Here is a 15,857-nt window from a genome sequence, read left to right as displayed (position 1 = left end):
AATTCTTGTTCTTCATGACCCCCGCAGGCGACTGCGGGGGATTTTTTTGCTTATTTTCCCGGGGAGCGGAAGGTATTCTGATGCCGCATCAAACAGTCAACGGAATCAAAATTTATTATGAAGAGCAGGGAAAGGGCGAACCGCTGATGCTCATCAATGGCCTGGCTTTTCCCATGGATTTATGGTTCGCGCAAATTCAGGAACTGGCCAAAGATTTTCGGGTGATTGCATTGGATAACCGGGGCATCGGTCAAAGCGACAAACCGGACGGGGAATACTCGATTTCCTTAATGGCCTCTGATGCGGTGGAATTGCAGAAAGCGCTGGGCATTGAAAATGCCCATGTGGCGGGGCTTTCCATGGGCGGTTTTATTTCCCAGGAGATCGCTCGGTCTTATCCTGACAGGGTTAACCGCCTGATTCTGATTGCAACAAGCATGGGCGGCGCCCGGTCTCTGGAACTGGGTAAACCTTTCTGGGTGAAGACGGCCGTGGCCATAGCCGGTAAACCAGCCGAACAGGTTTATCGTACGGATTTGACTCTGATGACGGCGCCGGGATTTGCTGAGAAATGCCCGGATATTCTGGATCAGGCCGTCGCTTTACGGATGAAGAATCCGCAGCCGCTAAAAGCCTTTATGCGGCAGTTCGCCGCCTGCAACGCATTTGACAATAACAGCCGGGCTCAGAATATCACACAGCCGACGATGATCATTTTAGGCAAGGATGATCCGATTTTTCCGATACCGCTTGCGGAAGATTTCCGATGGACGCTGCCCAAAGCAAAGATGATCATTTACGAAAATTGCGGCCACGCGATTCTTCTGGAAAAAGCCGGCCAACTGTCCCACGATATGCGGGAGTTTTTAAAAGGGCGGTTAGACTGACGCCCTGATAGCCTAAAGGTTACACGAGGGGGCGCGAGGCCGAAGGTCTGTTTTGCTGTGCCACCTTTATGGGCGGTGGGCCTTCAGCCTTATTCCCTGATTTTTGCAATTACCCTGGCCAGGTTTTTCTTGTATTCAAAATTGCCCAGTCTGGCGATCATGATCCGCTGCGCCTGCGGCGAGCCCGCTCCGTGCATGGACTCCGTGCGATACCCCACCGCGCCGGTGCCCAGCGTGAGATTCTCTATGAGCCTGAGCACCCGCATGCGGGCTTCCGTTGAAACATCCGGTATGCCCTGGAAGTATTTGTCGATATAACGGCCGATTTCCGGATGCCGGAAATCTTTTTCGGACGGCATCGTCACCATCAGGCCGCCCGCGATATCTTCAGCGTGCCTCGCGATGTCATAGGTGAAGCGGGTGACATTGTGTTTGCAGACGTTGGCCAGCATCTGGTCGATCTGATAAGCTCCCGAAGGCGTCTGCCAGCCTTCCGTCGAGCAGGCGAGCGCGCTTGAATAAATGGTTTCATTCAAATGCGTCATTTCGACAAGTTTGTCCTTCACGTGCGAAGCTTTCGCGATGCCGCAGTAATCGGCGGAAAGCGCAGTCGCTCCGATGAGGACATCTCCGACGCCCACTTTGCAGGCATAGGAAGGCCGGTGATGGCCGGAAAAGCGTTCCACCATCATTCCGACAAATTCCGTTTCGCCGTTCATGAAGATGCGCTCGTTGGGAATAAAAACATTATCAAAAATCACCAGCGCTTCATGGCCGCCGAACCGGCTGTTGCCGACGTCCATTTCCGTGCCTTCCATTTTGCGCGTGTCGCAGGATTGCCTGCCGAAAATCATGACGATGCCCGGCGCGTCCGTCGGTACCGCAAAACTTACCGCATAGTCCCTGTCTTTTTCCTGCATGGCGATGGTCGGCATGACGAGAATTTCATGAGAGTTGACAATGCCGGTCTGATGGGCTTTTGCGCCTCGCACCACAATGCCGTCCGGCCGCCGCTCCACGACGTGCAGGTAAAGGTCCGGATCTTTTTGCTGATGGGGTGCAAGCGATCGATCACCCTTCGGGTCGGTCATCGCGCCGTCCACGACGAGGTTTTCCTCCTGGACGTACAGCAGAAATTTTTTGAATTTTTCATGATAAGATGTGCCGAATTTCCCGTCCATTTCAAAGGATGTGCTGTAGACGGCATTCATCGCGTCCATGCCCACACAACGCTGAAAGCAGCAGGAGGTTTTCTGCCCCAGAATTCGCTGGCGGCGCACTTTTTTAACAAGGTCTTCCGTACTGGAAAAAATGTGTGTAAAGCGGTTGATTTTCTTTCCCGTCAGGTGCGAGGTTGCCGTCATTAAATCTTCGTACTGCGAATCAAGGGCCAGCTCGTAGGTAAAGGACACGGCATTCATCGAAGGGATAATGATCGGATGATCCACGGGTGACGCGATCTTTTCCCCGAACATCCAGAGATTTAATTTCAGCCGTCGCAAACTTTCAATGTAATCCTGCCTGGTTTTAATGGTCATGAAAAATTCTCCTTTTTTGATTGAACGGTAAAATGAGCGGTTACTCGTGCTGAAGATGTGCCGGGAAACCATCATTGTGAAATGCGTTCTTGATGATTTATGGTATCATCAGTAAATTAATCAGAAGCAGGCGTCTGTCAAGATACTTGTCAAATGAAATGATATTTGTCATAGTAGTCAAGGAAAGGATGCGGAACATGGGAATGACGAAAATCAAAACGGTTACGCCTGACGAAGCGGTGCGGGTGATTAAATCAGGCAATCATATTCATCTCAGCAGTGTCGCCAGTTCCCCGCAGTGTCTGGTTGCCGCCATGTGCCGGCGCGGACGGGCCGATGAATTGCGGAATGTTCATATTCATCATCTGCATACGGAAGGTCCGGCCCCTTACGCAGATCCGGAGTTTGAAGGCATTTTTCAACTGGAATCTTTCTTTGTCGGCCCTAATGTCCGCACGCAGACTCAGCAGGGATATGCCGATTACATCCCGGTGTTTTTAGGGGAAACCCAGCGACTTTACCGTGAAGGTCATCTGCCCTGCCATGTGGTCATGCTGCAGGTCTGCCCGCCGGACGAACAGGGTTATGTGTCTCTGGGGACGTCGGTGGATGCGACGCTGGCCGCCATGGAAATCGCTGAAACCGTCATTGCCGTCATTAATCCGCATGTTCCCCGCACATTCGGTGATGCGCTTATTTCCATCGATAAAATCAATATTTTTGTTGAAGATGATATCCCGCTGGAGACGGTCCATTTTGCGAAGCCCGATCCCATAGAAGCGGCCATCGGCAGGCATTGCGCGGCGCTTATCGAAGACGGCGCCACTTTGCAGATGGGCATCGGCGCGATTCCCAATGCGGTGCTTTCCCAGCTTGCCTCGCACAAAAATCTGGGCATTCACACGGAAATGTTCGCCGACGGCGTGATTCCACTTGTGGAAAAAGGTGTGATCAACGGCGCCAACAAGGCGATTGATCAGGGAAAGATGGTGGCAACATTCCTGCTGGGTTCAAAAAATTTATATGATTACACGCATCGGAATGCCCGGGTGCTGATGATGGATGTCGGTTACACCAATGATCCTTTCGTCATTGCGCAAAACCCGAAGGTGACAGCCATAAATTCCGCGCTGCAAATTGATCTGACCGGCCAGATCTGCGCCGACTCCCTGGGATCAAAATTTTACTCCGGCGTGGGCGGACAGATTGACTTTTTTTATGGCGCCTCCCGTTCCCGGGGTGGCAAGGCGATTGTTGCCATGCCTTCGGTAACGGACAAAGGGATCAGCAAAATCGCCCCCGTATTGCTGCCCGGCGCGGGCGTGGTGACCACGCGTGCTCATGTGCGCTGGCTGGTCACGGAATTCGGCGCCGTGGATCTTTACGGCCGATCCCTGCAGGAACGGGCGCGGCTGATCATCTCCGTTGCGCACCCGGAACATCAGGAAGGGCTGGATCAGGCTGCATTTGAACGTTTCGGTTCACATTATCATTTTGTAAAGAAATAATGGCCGGGATTTTCCTGGCTGGTAAAAGAGCTTTTGGATTAAGGCTCAATGGTCAATTGGAAATCATTCCGTTCTTTTTTTAACGATCTGAGCAGCTTCATGATTCTGCCATAGTCTCTGCCCATCCACTTCTTTGATTCATCGGCATTCTTCCAGATGATTTCGAAAGGACCCTGGAGATCGGTGGAAAGAATATCCCAAAGCGCGTCAAGATTGCGGCCAAAGTGGCGGGGCAGCGGGAGCGCAAAGGCCAGTTGTTCATAAAGATCATCGAGTGAACGGATGGCCAGACCGTTCAAAGTGCACCGTTTTACCGGCATGGTGGTACCTCCGTAAACGTTTGGTAGTGATTCACGGTGACAAATCGCATGCCGTCTGGTGAGAAGACAAGGCGCTTGCCGCCCCGGTGTCCGCCCTTGTAGTCCAAATCAGCCTCGCGCCATTTATGATCGGGCAGACGTCCTTCCAGGTTTCTAAACCGGTCGCCGCCGATGCTTGAACCTCGGAGGGATCTTACGGACCATAGATCCTTTCCGGGTTTCCATCCCTGTGACCGGGCCGCCCGTTTGCTCACGAACTTCATCGGAAGTTTTTTGTTGTTTGTGCTGTTCAGGCTTCGGAGAATTTCGATGAGCTCCGGCTCGTCGATTGCAGACGACAACCGGACATTCACATCCCTGACTGCTTTTTCGCAGGACCCCGCAACGGCTTCTGTTGACAGACAGGTGTGCAGGACAAGGAGAAGAATAGCTGATTGGATGACTGTTCGTTGTATCCTGGTCATATCCCCGACCTTTCACATCGGTATGATTGCTTGACCGGACACAGGAGCTTTGAAGCAACATTCGGGATGCCGATCATCTTTCATAATGATACAGATTTGGTGCCGGGTTTCAACTTTTTTTATCCGGAAAGACCCGGCCGGTTATTTAATAACCCGGGCGATCGAAATAAATTTTCGGCTGAATTTCCATGGAGATCTTCTATTCTCAGGGTTGACTGATTTTGGAAAATATGCAAAATTGCAAACGCAATTATTGAAATAAGTTAGAACTGATTTGAAGTGTTTCGGTTAACAAATGAACATAGAGTTTAGAGTTGCCATATCCGGAGAAGCTGATTTACAGATTCAAATTTATGAATGGAGATTATTATTATGAAGAAATATGGAAGAAACTTTATTGTAGCCGTGGTTGTTGTTTTTTCACTGATGTTTGTTGCTCAGGCGAATGCTTTGGAGTTCGGCGCGCGGGGCTATTTGTGGTTTCCCGAACAAAAAAAGTCGGATATCCAGGCGACAGCCGATGGCAGAGATACATCAAATATCAATACCAAAGATATGCTGGGCATCGGAAACAAGGCCACTTATTCCGTTGAGGCCTTTGGAGGGATGGGCAAGAATCATGTGAGTCTGATGTATACACCCTTCGGTTATTCATCCGATAATGTTCTTGCGACGGCTGTGAATTACAGCGGTTCGACCTTTAACGCCGGCACCACCGTCCGTTCTGAGCTGGCCTATTCCATGTTCGATCTTAAGTACCAGCGCGATCTCATCAACATGGAAAATATTCTGGCGGGCTTTTCCCTGGGAGGCATTCTCCAACTCAAATATTCCACTGGGACTTTTAAAATGAGTTCTGGAGCAAACGGATTTGAGCAAACCAGGTCGTTTAATTCTTTGATCCCGATGATCGGCGTTGGCGCCCATGTCGGACTGCTGGCCAAGCTGCTGGAACTGCGGGCTCAGGCAACAGCTGGTGGATATGGTTCGGGTAATTATTCCTATGAAGCCCTGGCGGATTTGTCCCTTACTCCTCTTCCCTTCCTCGATATCCACGCCGGCTACAGACTGCTTCAGCTTAAGATGGACGTGAACGACTACAAGATGGATACGCTCTATACGGGACCTTACATTGGATTAACCGTCGGATTTTAATAGGCGTCGAAGAATACAGGATAAATATTATAAGAAGGCTTATAGCTGGCGGAGTCAGTCTCTGAAGAAATCCTTCGGAGACTGACTCCGCTTTTTTCTTTCCACCGCTGTAAGCAGCGGAGAAAATAGCGGTCTAAAGTATTAAGCGGCTATGCACACTCGCTGTACCCGCAGCCGCGGCAGACGGCGCAGCCGCCTTCGTGCTCGACGATGCCGCCGCAGTCGGGGCAGGCGCCTTTGCGGAAAACGCGTTTTTCATGCTGCACCTTGCCCCCGTTGGCCTCAACGTGAGCCTGAATGGCTTTGGCCACCGCATCGGCACAGGACAGAATCTTGTTTTCACCAAAACCGGACGGTGAGTGGCACGAAATGCCCTGCAATTGCTTGATAACCTGGCGCGCCTGAAGTCCGCTGCGCCAAGCCAGCGATACCATGCGTCCGATGGCTTCGCTCTGGGAAGCGGCGCATCCACCGGCCTTTCCCATCGTTGTGAAGAGTTCAAACAAGCCTGAGGCATCCTCGTTAACCGTCACATATAGCGGCCCGCAGCCGGTTTGCATCTGATAGGTCCAGCCTTTAAGTATTTTGGGCCGCTCGCGTTTGGTGGTTGACAGATCTTTATCCGCTGCGGCGGGCATAGCGGTTTCCTGCTTTTTACCGACACTCAGCACCTGCTGGTCGCGCGACCCGTCACGGTAAATCGTAACGCCCTTGCAGTCGAGTTTATAAGCCAGTTCATAAACACGGGCGACATCCTGGACGGTTGCGCCGTTGGCGAAATTAACGGTTTTGCTGACGGCATTGTCGGTGTATTTCTGAAAGGCAGCCTGCATCCGGATGTGCACTTCCGGCGTGATGTCGTGCGCGGTGACAAACAGATTGCGGATGTCTTCCGGAATCTCATCCAGATTGTGCAGCGTGCCGCTTTCGGCAATTTTCTTCATTAATTCCGATGAATAAAACCCTCTTTCTTTGGCGATGGCTTCAAAATAGGGATGAACTTCCACCAGGATATCGTTGTCCATCACCTGACGGATGTAAGAGACGGCAAAGAGCGGCTCTACGCCGGAGGAAGCATTAGCCATAATCGAAATCGTTCCGGTGGGTGCAATGGTGGTCACGGTGGCGTTGCGCATCGGCGGTTCGCCTTTTTTATCATAGACGGACCCTTTAAAATTCGGGAAAGCGCCGCGGGTTTTGGCCAGCGCCTGTGACGCGGCGTGCCCCTGCTTGTTAATGAAGTGCATGACTTTCAGCGCCAGTTCAATGGCTTCTTCCGTATTGTAGGGAATGCCGAGTAAGATCAGCATATCCGCCCAGCCCATCACGCCCAGCCCGACTTTGCGGTTTCCCAGGGTCATTTCGGCGATTTGCGGGAGAGGATAGTTATTGGCCTCAACAACATTATCGAGAAAATGGACGGCCAGACGAATGACTTCTTCCAGTCTTTTCCAGTTGATCTTGCCGCCCTGCACCATTTTACTCAGATTGATAGAGCCGAGATTGCATGATTCATACGGCAACAGCGGCTGTTCACCACAGGGGTTTGTAGATTCGATCATTCCAACATGAGGAGTCGGATTGTCGCGGTTGAGCCGGTCCAGAAAAACAATGCCCGGCTCGCCGTTTTCCCAGGCCTGTGTGACGATCCGGTTAAAAACCTTGCGGGCGTTGAGGGTTCCCGAAACCTGACCATCGCGGGGATTCACGAGGTCGTAATTTTCATCTTTTTCCACGGCTTTCATAAACGCTTCGGTCAGTCCCACGGAGATGTTGAAATTATTCAGCTGCTTTTTGTCAGCCTTGCACATGATGAAATTCATAACGTCCGGATGATCGATGCGCAGAATGCCCATGTTGGCGCCCCGCCTGGTTCCTCCCTGCTTGATCGTTTCCGTAGCGACATCGAAAACACGCATGAAAGAAATCGGTCCGCTGGAAATGCCGGTCGTCGTTAAAACAACATCATTGGCGGGACGCAACCGGGAAAATGAAAATCCGGTACCGCCGCCGGATTTGTGAATCAGAGCGGTGAATTTCACGGCGTCGAAAATTTCTTCCATCGAATCGCCTACCGGCAGCACAAAACAGGCGGACAGTTGTCCCAGTTCGCGTCCGGCGTTCATGAGGGTCGGTGAATTGGGCAGAAATTCCAACCGGGTCATCATATGATAAAACTCTTCCGCAACGGCGGACGTATCAGCCTTTTTATTAAATTTTTTATCCGCGCAGGCGATGGTATCCGCCACGCGCCGAAACATTTGAACAGGAGTTTCCAGCACCTTCCCCTCTTTGTCGCGTTTCAGATAACGCCGTTCCAGAACGGTAATCGCGTTTTTTGTCAATTCCGGAATGATGGGGGTGTAAATCGTTTTTTCCATTGAGGTGAACTCCTTTAAGAATGATTAATAAGATTTGTAAATAAAAAATACTATATATTGTATGATGTGACCCATTAAACACAACATGTAGACGTTGTCAATAGAGTGAAATTAATTATTTTAAAAAGTAAAAAAAGGCGCGTGGTTGGATGTGAAAAATTCCGGGGTACGTTCGATGATGGGTGCGATGGCCGGATGCTTTTTAAAAGTTTTTGCAAGATAATTGCGGACATTCGGGCGCTGCCAGCCGCCGGGATGATGGAAGCTTCTGTACAGAGATAAATCACCTTCGTAAAAATCCCGTGTGGCGAAGATTTGCGCCTCGGCACTGGCCGCAGGCAGGTTAAAGATCGCCAGATTCAAGAAGTCAATGCAGCCGGCGTGCCGGCTGACAAAATCCAGTGTCTTCATGGCGGCCGTTTCAGTTTCCGGTGGTGTGCCGAATAGAAAGTAACAATAAGTGGCAATGCCGGTCTTCCTGAGCATCCGCAAGGCAGCTGAGACGGTCTGTAAGTCAATTCCCTTATTCAAGCTGTCGAGGACGTCCTGATCACCGGATTCTATGCCGAGTTTCAACATGACGCAGCCGCTTCTCTTCAAGACCCGGCAAAAATCCTCATCGGCCAGATGCGGGGTAATGCGGACAAACCCATACCAGGGTGCGCCCGGTGGCTGTTGGGCAAGCGCTTTCAGCAGCGACGGAGCGATGGAGCTGTCCAAAAGATGAATCAGCGATGGATGTGTCAGGTTGGAGAGCGTTTGCAATTCTTCTGCAGCATGGGCAGAAGGCAGGGGCAGGTAGGGATTGGCCTCGGCTTTCTCCGGGCAGAACGCGCACTTTCGCCACCAGCAACCGCGGGCGGCGCTGTAGGGAAGAATAAAACCCGGAGAAAGATAACGATTCTCCATCAGAAGGTGATAATCCGTTGAAGAGCCACTCCGGATATCTTTGATCCCCAGCAATTCCAGCAGCTTTTCTTCCCCGGCCCCGGCAACGATTTCATCAACCAGTCCGGTAAAGAGATTGGGTCTGCCCGTGATCTGAAACCAGGATGTGGTCAGTGATCCGCCCAGAATGATTTTCTGCCGGGGGTTTATTTTTTTGATAAAGCCGATCATGGCCATGGTGCAAATCGCCTGGCTTAAAAAATTAAGTGAAAAGCCGATAAATTCCGGAGTCTCTTCAAGTGCTTGAGCCAGACGTCCCGAAAAATATGCATAGAAAGGGTTGGTTTCCGGGTTTTCAGCGGCCCGGATCAAGTCGCTGCTTTTTACCGGGGACAGTCTGCTATCCGCGTAGTCGGACAATGACAGGATTGCGCCGCCGGGAATTCCTGCCAGGAAAAGGACACGGTTGACATCCAGCACGGCGCGGGAATACCGGCTTTTGTTGCTGAAGGTCATGATATTTTGCAGGGCGGCCAGGTTGGTTTCCAGATTTTTGCAGGCACGACTGTTCCATCGGCCGGAAGGCAAACCGGCTCGTGCGGTGGTGCCTGCGAGATAAAGCATTCCTTCCAGATTGCCATCAATCACCTGATGTTTAACGCCGTTTGCTTTCAGGCAGGAAGACAGTCTGGCAATTCCCGCCGGCGGTTCAGAGGGTTTCGCGACGGGCGGATGAATTAAAATTATTTTTGATGTCATAAGCCACAAATAATACAAAACATAATGTTTTTCTACGGTAGCGTGCCCTGAATATCTATACAATATGTCATTTCGAAGCGAAGCGAGAAATCTTAATGATTGTAAGAAAACACAAGATATCTCCCGCTGGTCGATATGACAAGATTATAGTGAGAAGCTGTGCTAATTTGCTTTCTAATATCGGATGACCTCTTGCGCAAGCATTATCTCATGCTTATATTTCCGGCTTGACACAGAATGGGCTTTACGCAATAGTCAACCGCTCGAAAACGGCTAATACTTTGTGGATATTTCTTTGTAAGGTAATTTGTGAATAAAATATATAATGATCATTTTTATCGTGGATGCAAAACATTATTAGTCCTGTGCGCGGCGATTTTTTTTGCGCTCGCGGGCGGTGCGGCATTCGCGGCGGATCAGTATCCTTCCCATAAAGGAACGGCTGTCAATGATTTTGCCAATGTGATTGATCAGGCCAACGCCGCTAAAATGGAATCTTTAGCGCATGAAGTATTGCAGAAAACAGGCACGGCAATTGTTGTAGCAACCGTGCCGGAGCTGGGACAATCAGAAGAAATCACGCTTTATACGAATGGTCTGTATAAAGCCTGGGGCATTGGTAAAAAAGGTGAAGATAAAGGGGTCCTGATATTTCTTGCCGTCAAAGAGCGAAAGATTCGCATTGAAACCGGCTATGGGACTGAAGGCGTATTACCGGATGGCCTGGTCGGCGAAATACTGGACAAATATGTTGTGCCTCATCTCAAATCAGGCGAAACGGGCAAGGCCCTTTACAATGCCATGTTTGCCTGCGGGTCTTATCTGGCGAAAGCCTCAGGCGTGCAATTGACAGGGGTTGCCGCCCCTTATCGCTCTAAAGCCAAGCCCCAGGGCAAAGGGATCAGCGCTGCCGGAATTATCATCTTTCTCATTGCCGCGGCCGTCCTTTTGGGAACGAGAACAGGCCGGCAAATGCTGCCTTGGATATTGCTGATGCTCATGAGCGGCAGTGGACGGGGTGGCGGCGGCGGTTTCGGCGGCGGGTTTGGCGGCTTCGGCGGCGGCGGAAGCGGCGGTGGCGGAGCAGGCCGTGATTTTTAGGGACCGTTAAGAAATAACGGGTGCATTTCTATCCATTTCGTTACGGCCCTTATGCCGGTTATGATTTTAAAATGTTACAGTTATTATTGAACGACGGCTTAAACAATTTTCAGGGTGGATAAACATGGCAAAAATACCGGATCAACCTCAAGACATTTTTGTTCCCTTAACCAACGACTATCTTCAGGCGTTCGGCAAGGATCTGGTTTCGCTGATGCTTTACGGAAGCGCAGCGGGCGGTTCTTACGTGAAGGGCAAATCGGATATTAACACTCTGGTTGTTTTGACGCCTGAAGGCATCCATCGGCTGGAAGATGGATTTGCTCTGGTAAAAAACTGGAGAAAACGCAATGTGGCCGTGCCGCTGGTGATGACCAAAGCTTTTATTGAGTCGTCGCTGGATGCGTATCCCATTGAATTTCTCAACATGAAGAACAATTCAATTTTGATTCATGGTGAAAATGTTCTTGAACAGCTGTCTTTCAAGCCGGAGGACCTGCGCTTGCAGATCGAGCGTGAGCTCAAAGGGAAGATTCTCCTGCTTCGGGAAGGGTACCTGGAATCGGAAGGTTCGGTGCGCCCCGTGAGACAGCTGATCAGCAAATCACTGACGGCATTTGTTTCGATTTTTAATGCGATGCTTTATTTAAAGCAGATGCAGTCGCCGCATAATAAACGTGAAACCATCAAGGAGATGAACAAGGTTTTCGGCATTGACGCAGCGGTTTTCATGCTGTGTTTTGATATCAGAGAAGGCACGGATAAACTTTCCGGCCGCGAAGTAATCGACGTGTTTAAAAAGTATTTGCGGGAAGTAGAAAATGCATGTCACACCATCGATTGTTTATAATAATTTAGCATAATGAAGGAGGGAAAAATGTCAGCAGGAAAGAAAATTATCATTGTGGTTGCGGTTATTGCAGTCCTGGCTATTGCCGTATATTCACTGTTTGCGGGTAATTACAATAAATTTGTACAGATGGATGTCGGAATAAAAGCGGCCTGGTCCCAGGTGGAAAATCAGTTGCAGCGCCGATACGATCTAATTCCCAATCTGATGGAAACGGTTAAGGGTTACGCCAAACAGGAAAAAGATGTTCTGGTTGAAGTGACCAATGCCCGGTCTAAAGTTGGCGGTGCCGGTACGGTTCCCGATAAGATTGCAGCCAATAATGAATTGTCCGGAGCGCTCAGCCGGTTGATGGTTGTTGTGGAAAGATATCCGGATTTGAAATCGAATCAAAATTTCATGAAGCTGCAGGATGAACTGGCCGGAACGGAAAACAGGATTGCCGTGGAAAGAATGAGATACAATGACGCAGTGAAAATTTACAATCAGGCCATCCGGAGTTTCCCGGCGAACTTTGTCGCCGGCATGTTCGGTTTTAAAGAAGCAGCTTTCTTTGAAGCGCCCAAGGAAGCGAAAGCAGCACCCAAAGTAAAATTCTAAGCTTTTCATCAGCGGAATAATAAAAGCCCTGAATCTTTCAAGAGAGATTCAGGGCTTTTTCTGTTCATCCTTTTTTTTCTTCCGGGTGAAACGGCCGGAAACCATTCTTTATCACATGAGTGACGATCACATCACCGAGCCTTCACGCCGCCCTCGCGGAACAGGATGATGGAACCACGGGCATTGAACTTCCCACTGGAGGCGATCCATTTGTTTCCAGCCGGGTCGATCTCCAGCCACCAGCTTGCATTATTGGGCAGGTTGAATGATGTAAGTTTTTTACCGTCTTGTCTCAATAAACCGGGAGCCCGGCTCGTGCCATGGTTAAAATTATTTGCTATCCAGAGGACGTTTTGCGTATCAAAGGCCACGTCTTCAAAATAACAGCCGTTACCATAACCACATCCAATCAGGTGAAATTTTCCGCCTGCATACCGGTAGGCTGCACCCGTGTAATTGACAAAATACATAATTCCGTTTCTGTCAAATTTGATACTTTTCGCCGTTCCGCCCATCTGAAGACCGGCCGTGCCGGCCTTGAATACCTCCCATCGTGCGCCGTCATACCTGACAATGTCCCCTTTCGCTGTGCCGATCCAGACTATGCCGCTCTTGTCGATGTTCATGGCGGAAATCTGCCGATGCGGAATCAGTGAGTTTTCCGGAGAAAACAACTTCCACTCTTTGCCGTCATAGCGGAGCAAACCGTCATAAGTTGTAAGCCACATGACGTTGTTTTTGTCGAAAGCCATGTGTTCCACCTGTTTGACATACTCCGGGAGGGGAAGAATATCCCTGTTTACGATCTTCCATTCACTGCCGTCATACGTGGCAAGAGGCGCGCCTTTGCGGCAAGTCAAGCCGACCCACAGTGTGCCTCTGGTGTCGAAGGCCAGGGGTTTGAAGTTATAGCAGGATGCCTCCGAAAAGGCCGCGGTGGTTTCCCTTGTGAACTCCTCGCGCGCCAAAGCGGTGAATCGCAAAATGGCTTTCTGTGTGCCTGCCCAGGCCGTCTTCCCGTCAGAGGCCATCTTGAGAGACGAGAAGAGTGGCCTGTCCGTATTCAGCGCTGGAGAATCAAAAAGAATTTCCATATCGCCTGCAAAACCGGGAAAGGACATTACGGATATGGCCAGTGCGATGATGAACCATGAACACATCTTCTTCATTTTATTTTCCTCTTTCGTTGAGTTTTTTATTAAAGTCGGGCTGAAGAGAGGTGATGACTTGCCGGGCCTGATCAAGGCTATCGTGAGGAACCGGCACCCGGGCCTGGTGAATTTGCGGACCATGCCGCTCGATGGCTGCATACGAGAATACCATACCCTTCGGGTCCGAAGAATTGTCCAATTGGCAGTCGATGAGATAGCTGCCGCCGCCCGACCAGGTGTGCAGGGCGCCATTCAACCAGACACCGTGGCGTCCGATGCGTGCTTCGCCGGTTGGTGTGAGATTACGCCGCCGTGAAATCCGGGTTGACAGCGCGGCGGTTCCTGCCATGAGAGCGACGATGGTCAGGCCAACACCGATCATCAGGACGGTAAGCTCCGGATAGAGTACCGCCATCAGGCCGCAATACAGCAACGCAAATCCGGCGGTGATCAGGATGATCAATTTCTTCACGCTTTTCTCAGCGGCAAGTTCTGCTCCGGCGAAGGCGCGCCACTCGTCCGGACTGTAACGCCAGTGGGCCAGCAATTGTTCTTCCCGAAACAGTTCACGAAAGACCCGCAGGCGATGCCGAAATACAAAGGATGAGAAGAAAGCGGTTATGGCAAAAAAGCCTCCGACCAGCATCATGGCAAAAGCGCCGTCACCCATGGCCTTTTCAACGCCATCGAAAAGGATGGGTAAAAGGACCATGGCGATTCCGAGGATCGTCACGGCATAGCAGATGATGAAGGCCTTGAGAGGAGATCCGGTGATGGTGCTGTCAGATGAGGTTGTTGGCATGGGTATCCTTATGGTGCGAGGGGGCATTGTTGTCCTGCGTATGGCTATAAAGTTTAATGGTCATATCGACCGAAGGCGGCAGCCCGGTGCATTCCGGGGAGCTATCTTTAACACTGCATGAATTTCAAAACCGCAATATCATTACGCACGATACCGGTGACGCAGCAATCCGTCTTATATGGTCTACCTGCAGCCCCGGGTCCTTGATTACTTGCCAATAGCTCCCGTGGCATCCAGTTTGAGCAGCCAGACCGCTATGCCTTTGTCGTCGCGTCCGCACACCACATAGCCACCATCAGAAGCCTGCACAATCGCGTACCCGGTTGAGAGACGCTTGTCCGTCATTTCTTTGTTCCAAATAACATTTCCCCGGCTGTCGGTTCGCACGATCCAAAGGATCGCTTTGCCCATGCTTATCCCGCCGGTTGCAATAAATCCGTTATCCTTCGTTTCCGTTACGGCGGATAGTCCGGCGCTTTTCCCCTGCCGGTTTTTTCCAAAGGTTTTGTGCCAGCCGAGAGAGCCGTTAGCGTCAAACTTCGCCAGCAATCCGTCTCCTTCGCCCCCACCGGCAAAAATGAATCCTCCGTCGTTTGTTGCACTAAGTGTCCCCAGACTGCTGCGCTGATACTGGTCAAGCTGACGTTTCCAAACAATATTGCCGGCAGGGTCAAGCTTAAACATAACCGCATGTTCATCAGGAGTGGTAAAACCGGCATAGAAGTGCCCATCTGCCGCAGTGGCAAGGGAGACCGGAGAGACACCGCCTCCATTGTCAGCGGGTCCCAGAAACTTTTCCCATTGGCGGATTCCGTTTCGGTCAAGCCTTACCAGCCATGCCGTTGTCGCTCCCCCAGCGCTGCCGAATCCAGCTATGATCAAGCCGCCGTCATCCGTCTGCAGAATGGAGCGCCCTTCGCCGGCAGAGGTATTGGCGCCCCATTGGCAGCCGTATGATTTCTCCCAGAGGGTCGTGCCGTTTTTGGATAATTTGATGACCCACAACTCGTTCCAGGTTGACCAACCATGCAGTGCGGATAAGTTTTTGGTGCCGGTTACCAGATAACCATCAGGCGTTTCAATGGCTGCATAACCATGATGAGGACTGCTTTTGTGAGGGGAAAAATTTTTTTCCCAGATCTTCGCACCGCGGCTGTCGGTTTTCATGGCCCACAGTGACGACCCGTTGTCCCTGGCGTTTTCTCCTTTTGATCCGGTCATCAGGTAGCCGCCGTCCGAGGTGGCAATAACCGCTGCACGATAGTTGTTGAATGTCGTGAAGGTTTTGCTCCATGTTGCGGAAGCGTTATCTGATTGCTGTTTGAGTTTTTTTGATGCGGCATCCGCAGGAGCAAAATATCCTGATCCCATGGTGAGCAGTAAGGCAATACAGGTTGTGGTAAGCAAACGGATAAGGATTGTCATTTATTCTTCCTTTCAATCGTCTGTCAGT

At 50.7% G+C, this 15,857-nt stretch carries 14 protein-coding genes; 6 read left to right on the top strand and 8 right to left on the bottom strand.

Translation table 11 applies throughout. The features are described 5' to 3' along the window. Positions 1–5 precede the first annotated feature (5 nt). Positions 6–887 (top strand): alpha/beta hydrolase, encoded by an 882-nt coding sequence (locus CVU71_11325; GenBank protein PKN18103.1) that lies wholly within the window; start codon positions 6–8, stop codon positions 885–887. A gap of 89 nt (positions 888–976) precedes the next feature. On the opposite strand, the gene CVU71_11320 is transcribed toward CVU71_11325, so the two are convergent. Then, entirely contained in the window at positions 977–2,425 is a 1,449-nt protein-coding gene (locus CVU71_11320; GenBank protein PKN18102.1) for a 4-hydroxybutyryl-CoA dehydratase, read from the bottom strand. A 203-nt stretch (positions 2,426–2,628) separates the two neighbouring features. On the opposite strand from CVU71_11320, the gene CVU71_11315 reads away from it, so the two are divergent. Further along, positions 2,629–3,933 (top strand): 4-hydroxybutyrate CoA-transferase, encoded by a 1,305-nt coding sequence (locus tag CVU71_11315; GenBank protein PKN18696.1) that lies wholly within the window; start codon positions 2,629–2,631, stop codon positions 3,931–3,933. 38 nt (positions 3,934–3,971) lie between these two features. Here the strand turns inward: CVU71_11315 and CVU71_11310 are convergent, their stop codons facing one another. Both CVU71_11310 and CVU71_11305 read right to left on the bottom strand, forming a co-directional pair. Then, the gene (locus CVU71_11310; protein ID PKN18101.1) at positions 3,972–4,253 is read right to left on the bottom strand and encodes a barnase inhibitor; all 282 of its coding nucleotides are present in this window, start codon (positions 4,251–4,253) and stop codon (positions 3,972–3,974) included. Further along, complete coding sequence (locus CVU71_11305; protein PKN18100.1) at positions 4,244–4,717, bottom strand: ribonuclease; 474 nt, start codon at positions 4,715–4,717, stop codon at positions 4,244–4,246. The genes CVU71_11310 and CVU71_11305 overlap by 10 nt, the downstream gene beginning before the upstream one ends. Before the next feature lie 357 nt (positions 4,718–5,074). Here CVU71_11305 and CVU71_11300 point away from each other — a divergent pair, with 357 nt between their 5' ends. Further along, the gene (locus CVU71_11300; protein ID PKN18099.1) at positions 5,075–5,872 is read left to right on the top strand and encodes a hypothetical protein; all 798 of its coding nucleotides are present in this window, start codon (positions 5,075–5,077) and stop codon (positions 5,870–5,872) included. 149 nt (positions 5,873–6,021) lie between these two features. On the opposite strand, the gene CVU71_11295 is transcribed toward CVU71_11300, so the two are convergent. Together CVU71_11295 and CVU71_11290 are read right to left on the bottom strand one after the other, a co-directional pair. Further along, positions 6,022–8,253, bottom strand: coding sequence for a ribonucleoside-diphosphate reductase, adenosylcobalamin-dependent (locus CVU71_11295; GenBank protein PKN18098.1), 2,232 nt, complete (start codon positions 8,251–8,253; stop codon positions 6,022–6,024). A 120-nt stretch (positions 8,254–8,373) separates the two neighbouring features. Further along, complete coding sequence (locus CVU71_11290) at positions 8,374–9,888, bottom strand: radical SAM protein (GenBank protein ID PKN18695.1); 1,515 nt, start codon at positions 9,886–9,888, stop codon at positions 8,374–8,376. A gap of 321 nt (positions 9,889–10,209) precedes the next feature. On the opposite strand from CVU71_11290, the gene CVU71_11285 reads away from it, so the two are divergent. From CVU71_11285 to CVU71_11275, 3 genes are all read left to right on the top strand, one after another. Next, entirely contained in the window at positions 10,210–11,001 is a 792-nt protein-coding gene (locus CVU71_11285; GenBank protein ID PKN18097.1) for a hypothetical protein, read from the top strand. 124 nt (positions 11,002–11,125) lie between these two features. Beyond that, positions 11,126–11,851 (top strand): hypothetical protein, encoded by a 726-nt coding sequence (locus CVU71_11280; protein ID PKN18096.1) that lies wholly within the window; start codon positions 11,126–11,128, stop codon positions 11,849–11,851. A 27-nt stretch (positions 11,852–11,878) separates the two neighbouring features. Beyond that, positions 11,879–12,451, top strand: a complete 573-nt coding sequence (locus CVU71_11275) for a LemA family protein (protein PKN18095.1) — start codon at positions 11,879–11,881, stop codon at positions 12,449–12,451. Positions 12,452–12,582: 131 nt separating this feature from the next. Here the strand turns inward: CVU71_11275 and CVU71_11270 are convergent, their stop codons facing one another. The 3 genes from CVU71_11270 to CVU71_11260 all read right to left on the bottom strand — a co-directional run bounded on the left by CVU71_11270 (position 12,583) and on the right by CVU71_11260 (position 15,829). After that, entirely contained in the window at positions 12,583–13,620 is a 1,038-nt protein-coding gene (locus tag CVU71_11270) for a hypothetical protein (protein PKN18094.1), read from the bottom strand. Between the two features lies 1 nt (position 13,621). Beyond that, on the bottom strand, positions 13,622–14,404 hold the full coding sequence (locus tag CVU71_11265) for a hypothetical protein (GenBank protein PKN18093.1): 783 nt from the start codon (positions 14,402–14,404) through the stop codon (positions 13,622–13,624). 207 nt (positions 14,405–14,611) lie between these two features. Further along, on the bottom strand, positions 14,612–15,829 hold the full coding sequence (locus CVU71_11260) for a hypothetical protein (GenBank protein ID PKN18092.1): 1,218 nt from the start codon (positions 15,827–15,829) through the stop codon (positions 14,612–14,614). Between the last annotated feature and the right edge of the window lie 28 nt (positions 15,830–15,857).

The organism is Deltaproteobacteria bacterium HGW-Deltaproteobacteria-6 (assembly GCA_002840435.1).
GTDB lineage: Bacteria > Desulfobacterota > Syntrophia > Syntrophales > Smithellaceae > UBA8904.
This window is presented reverse-complemented; position numbering and strand designations above follow the sequence as displayed.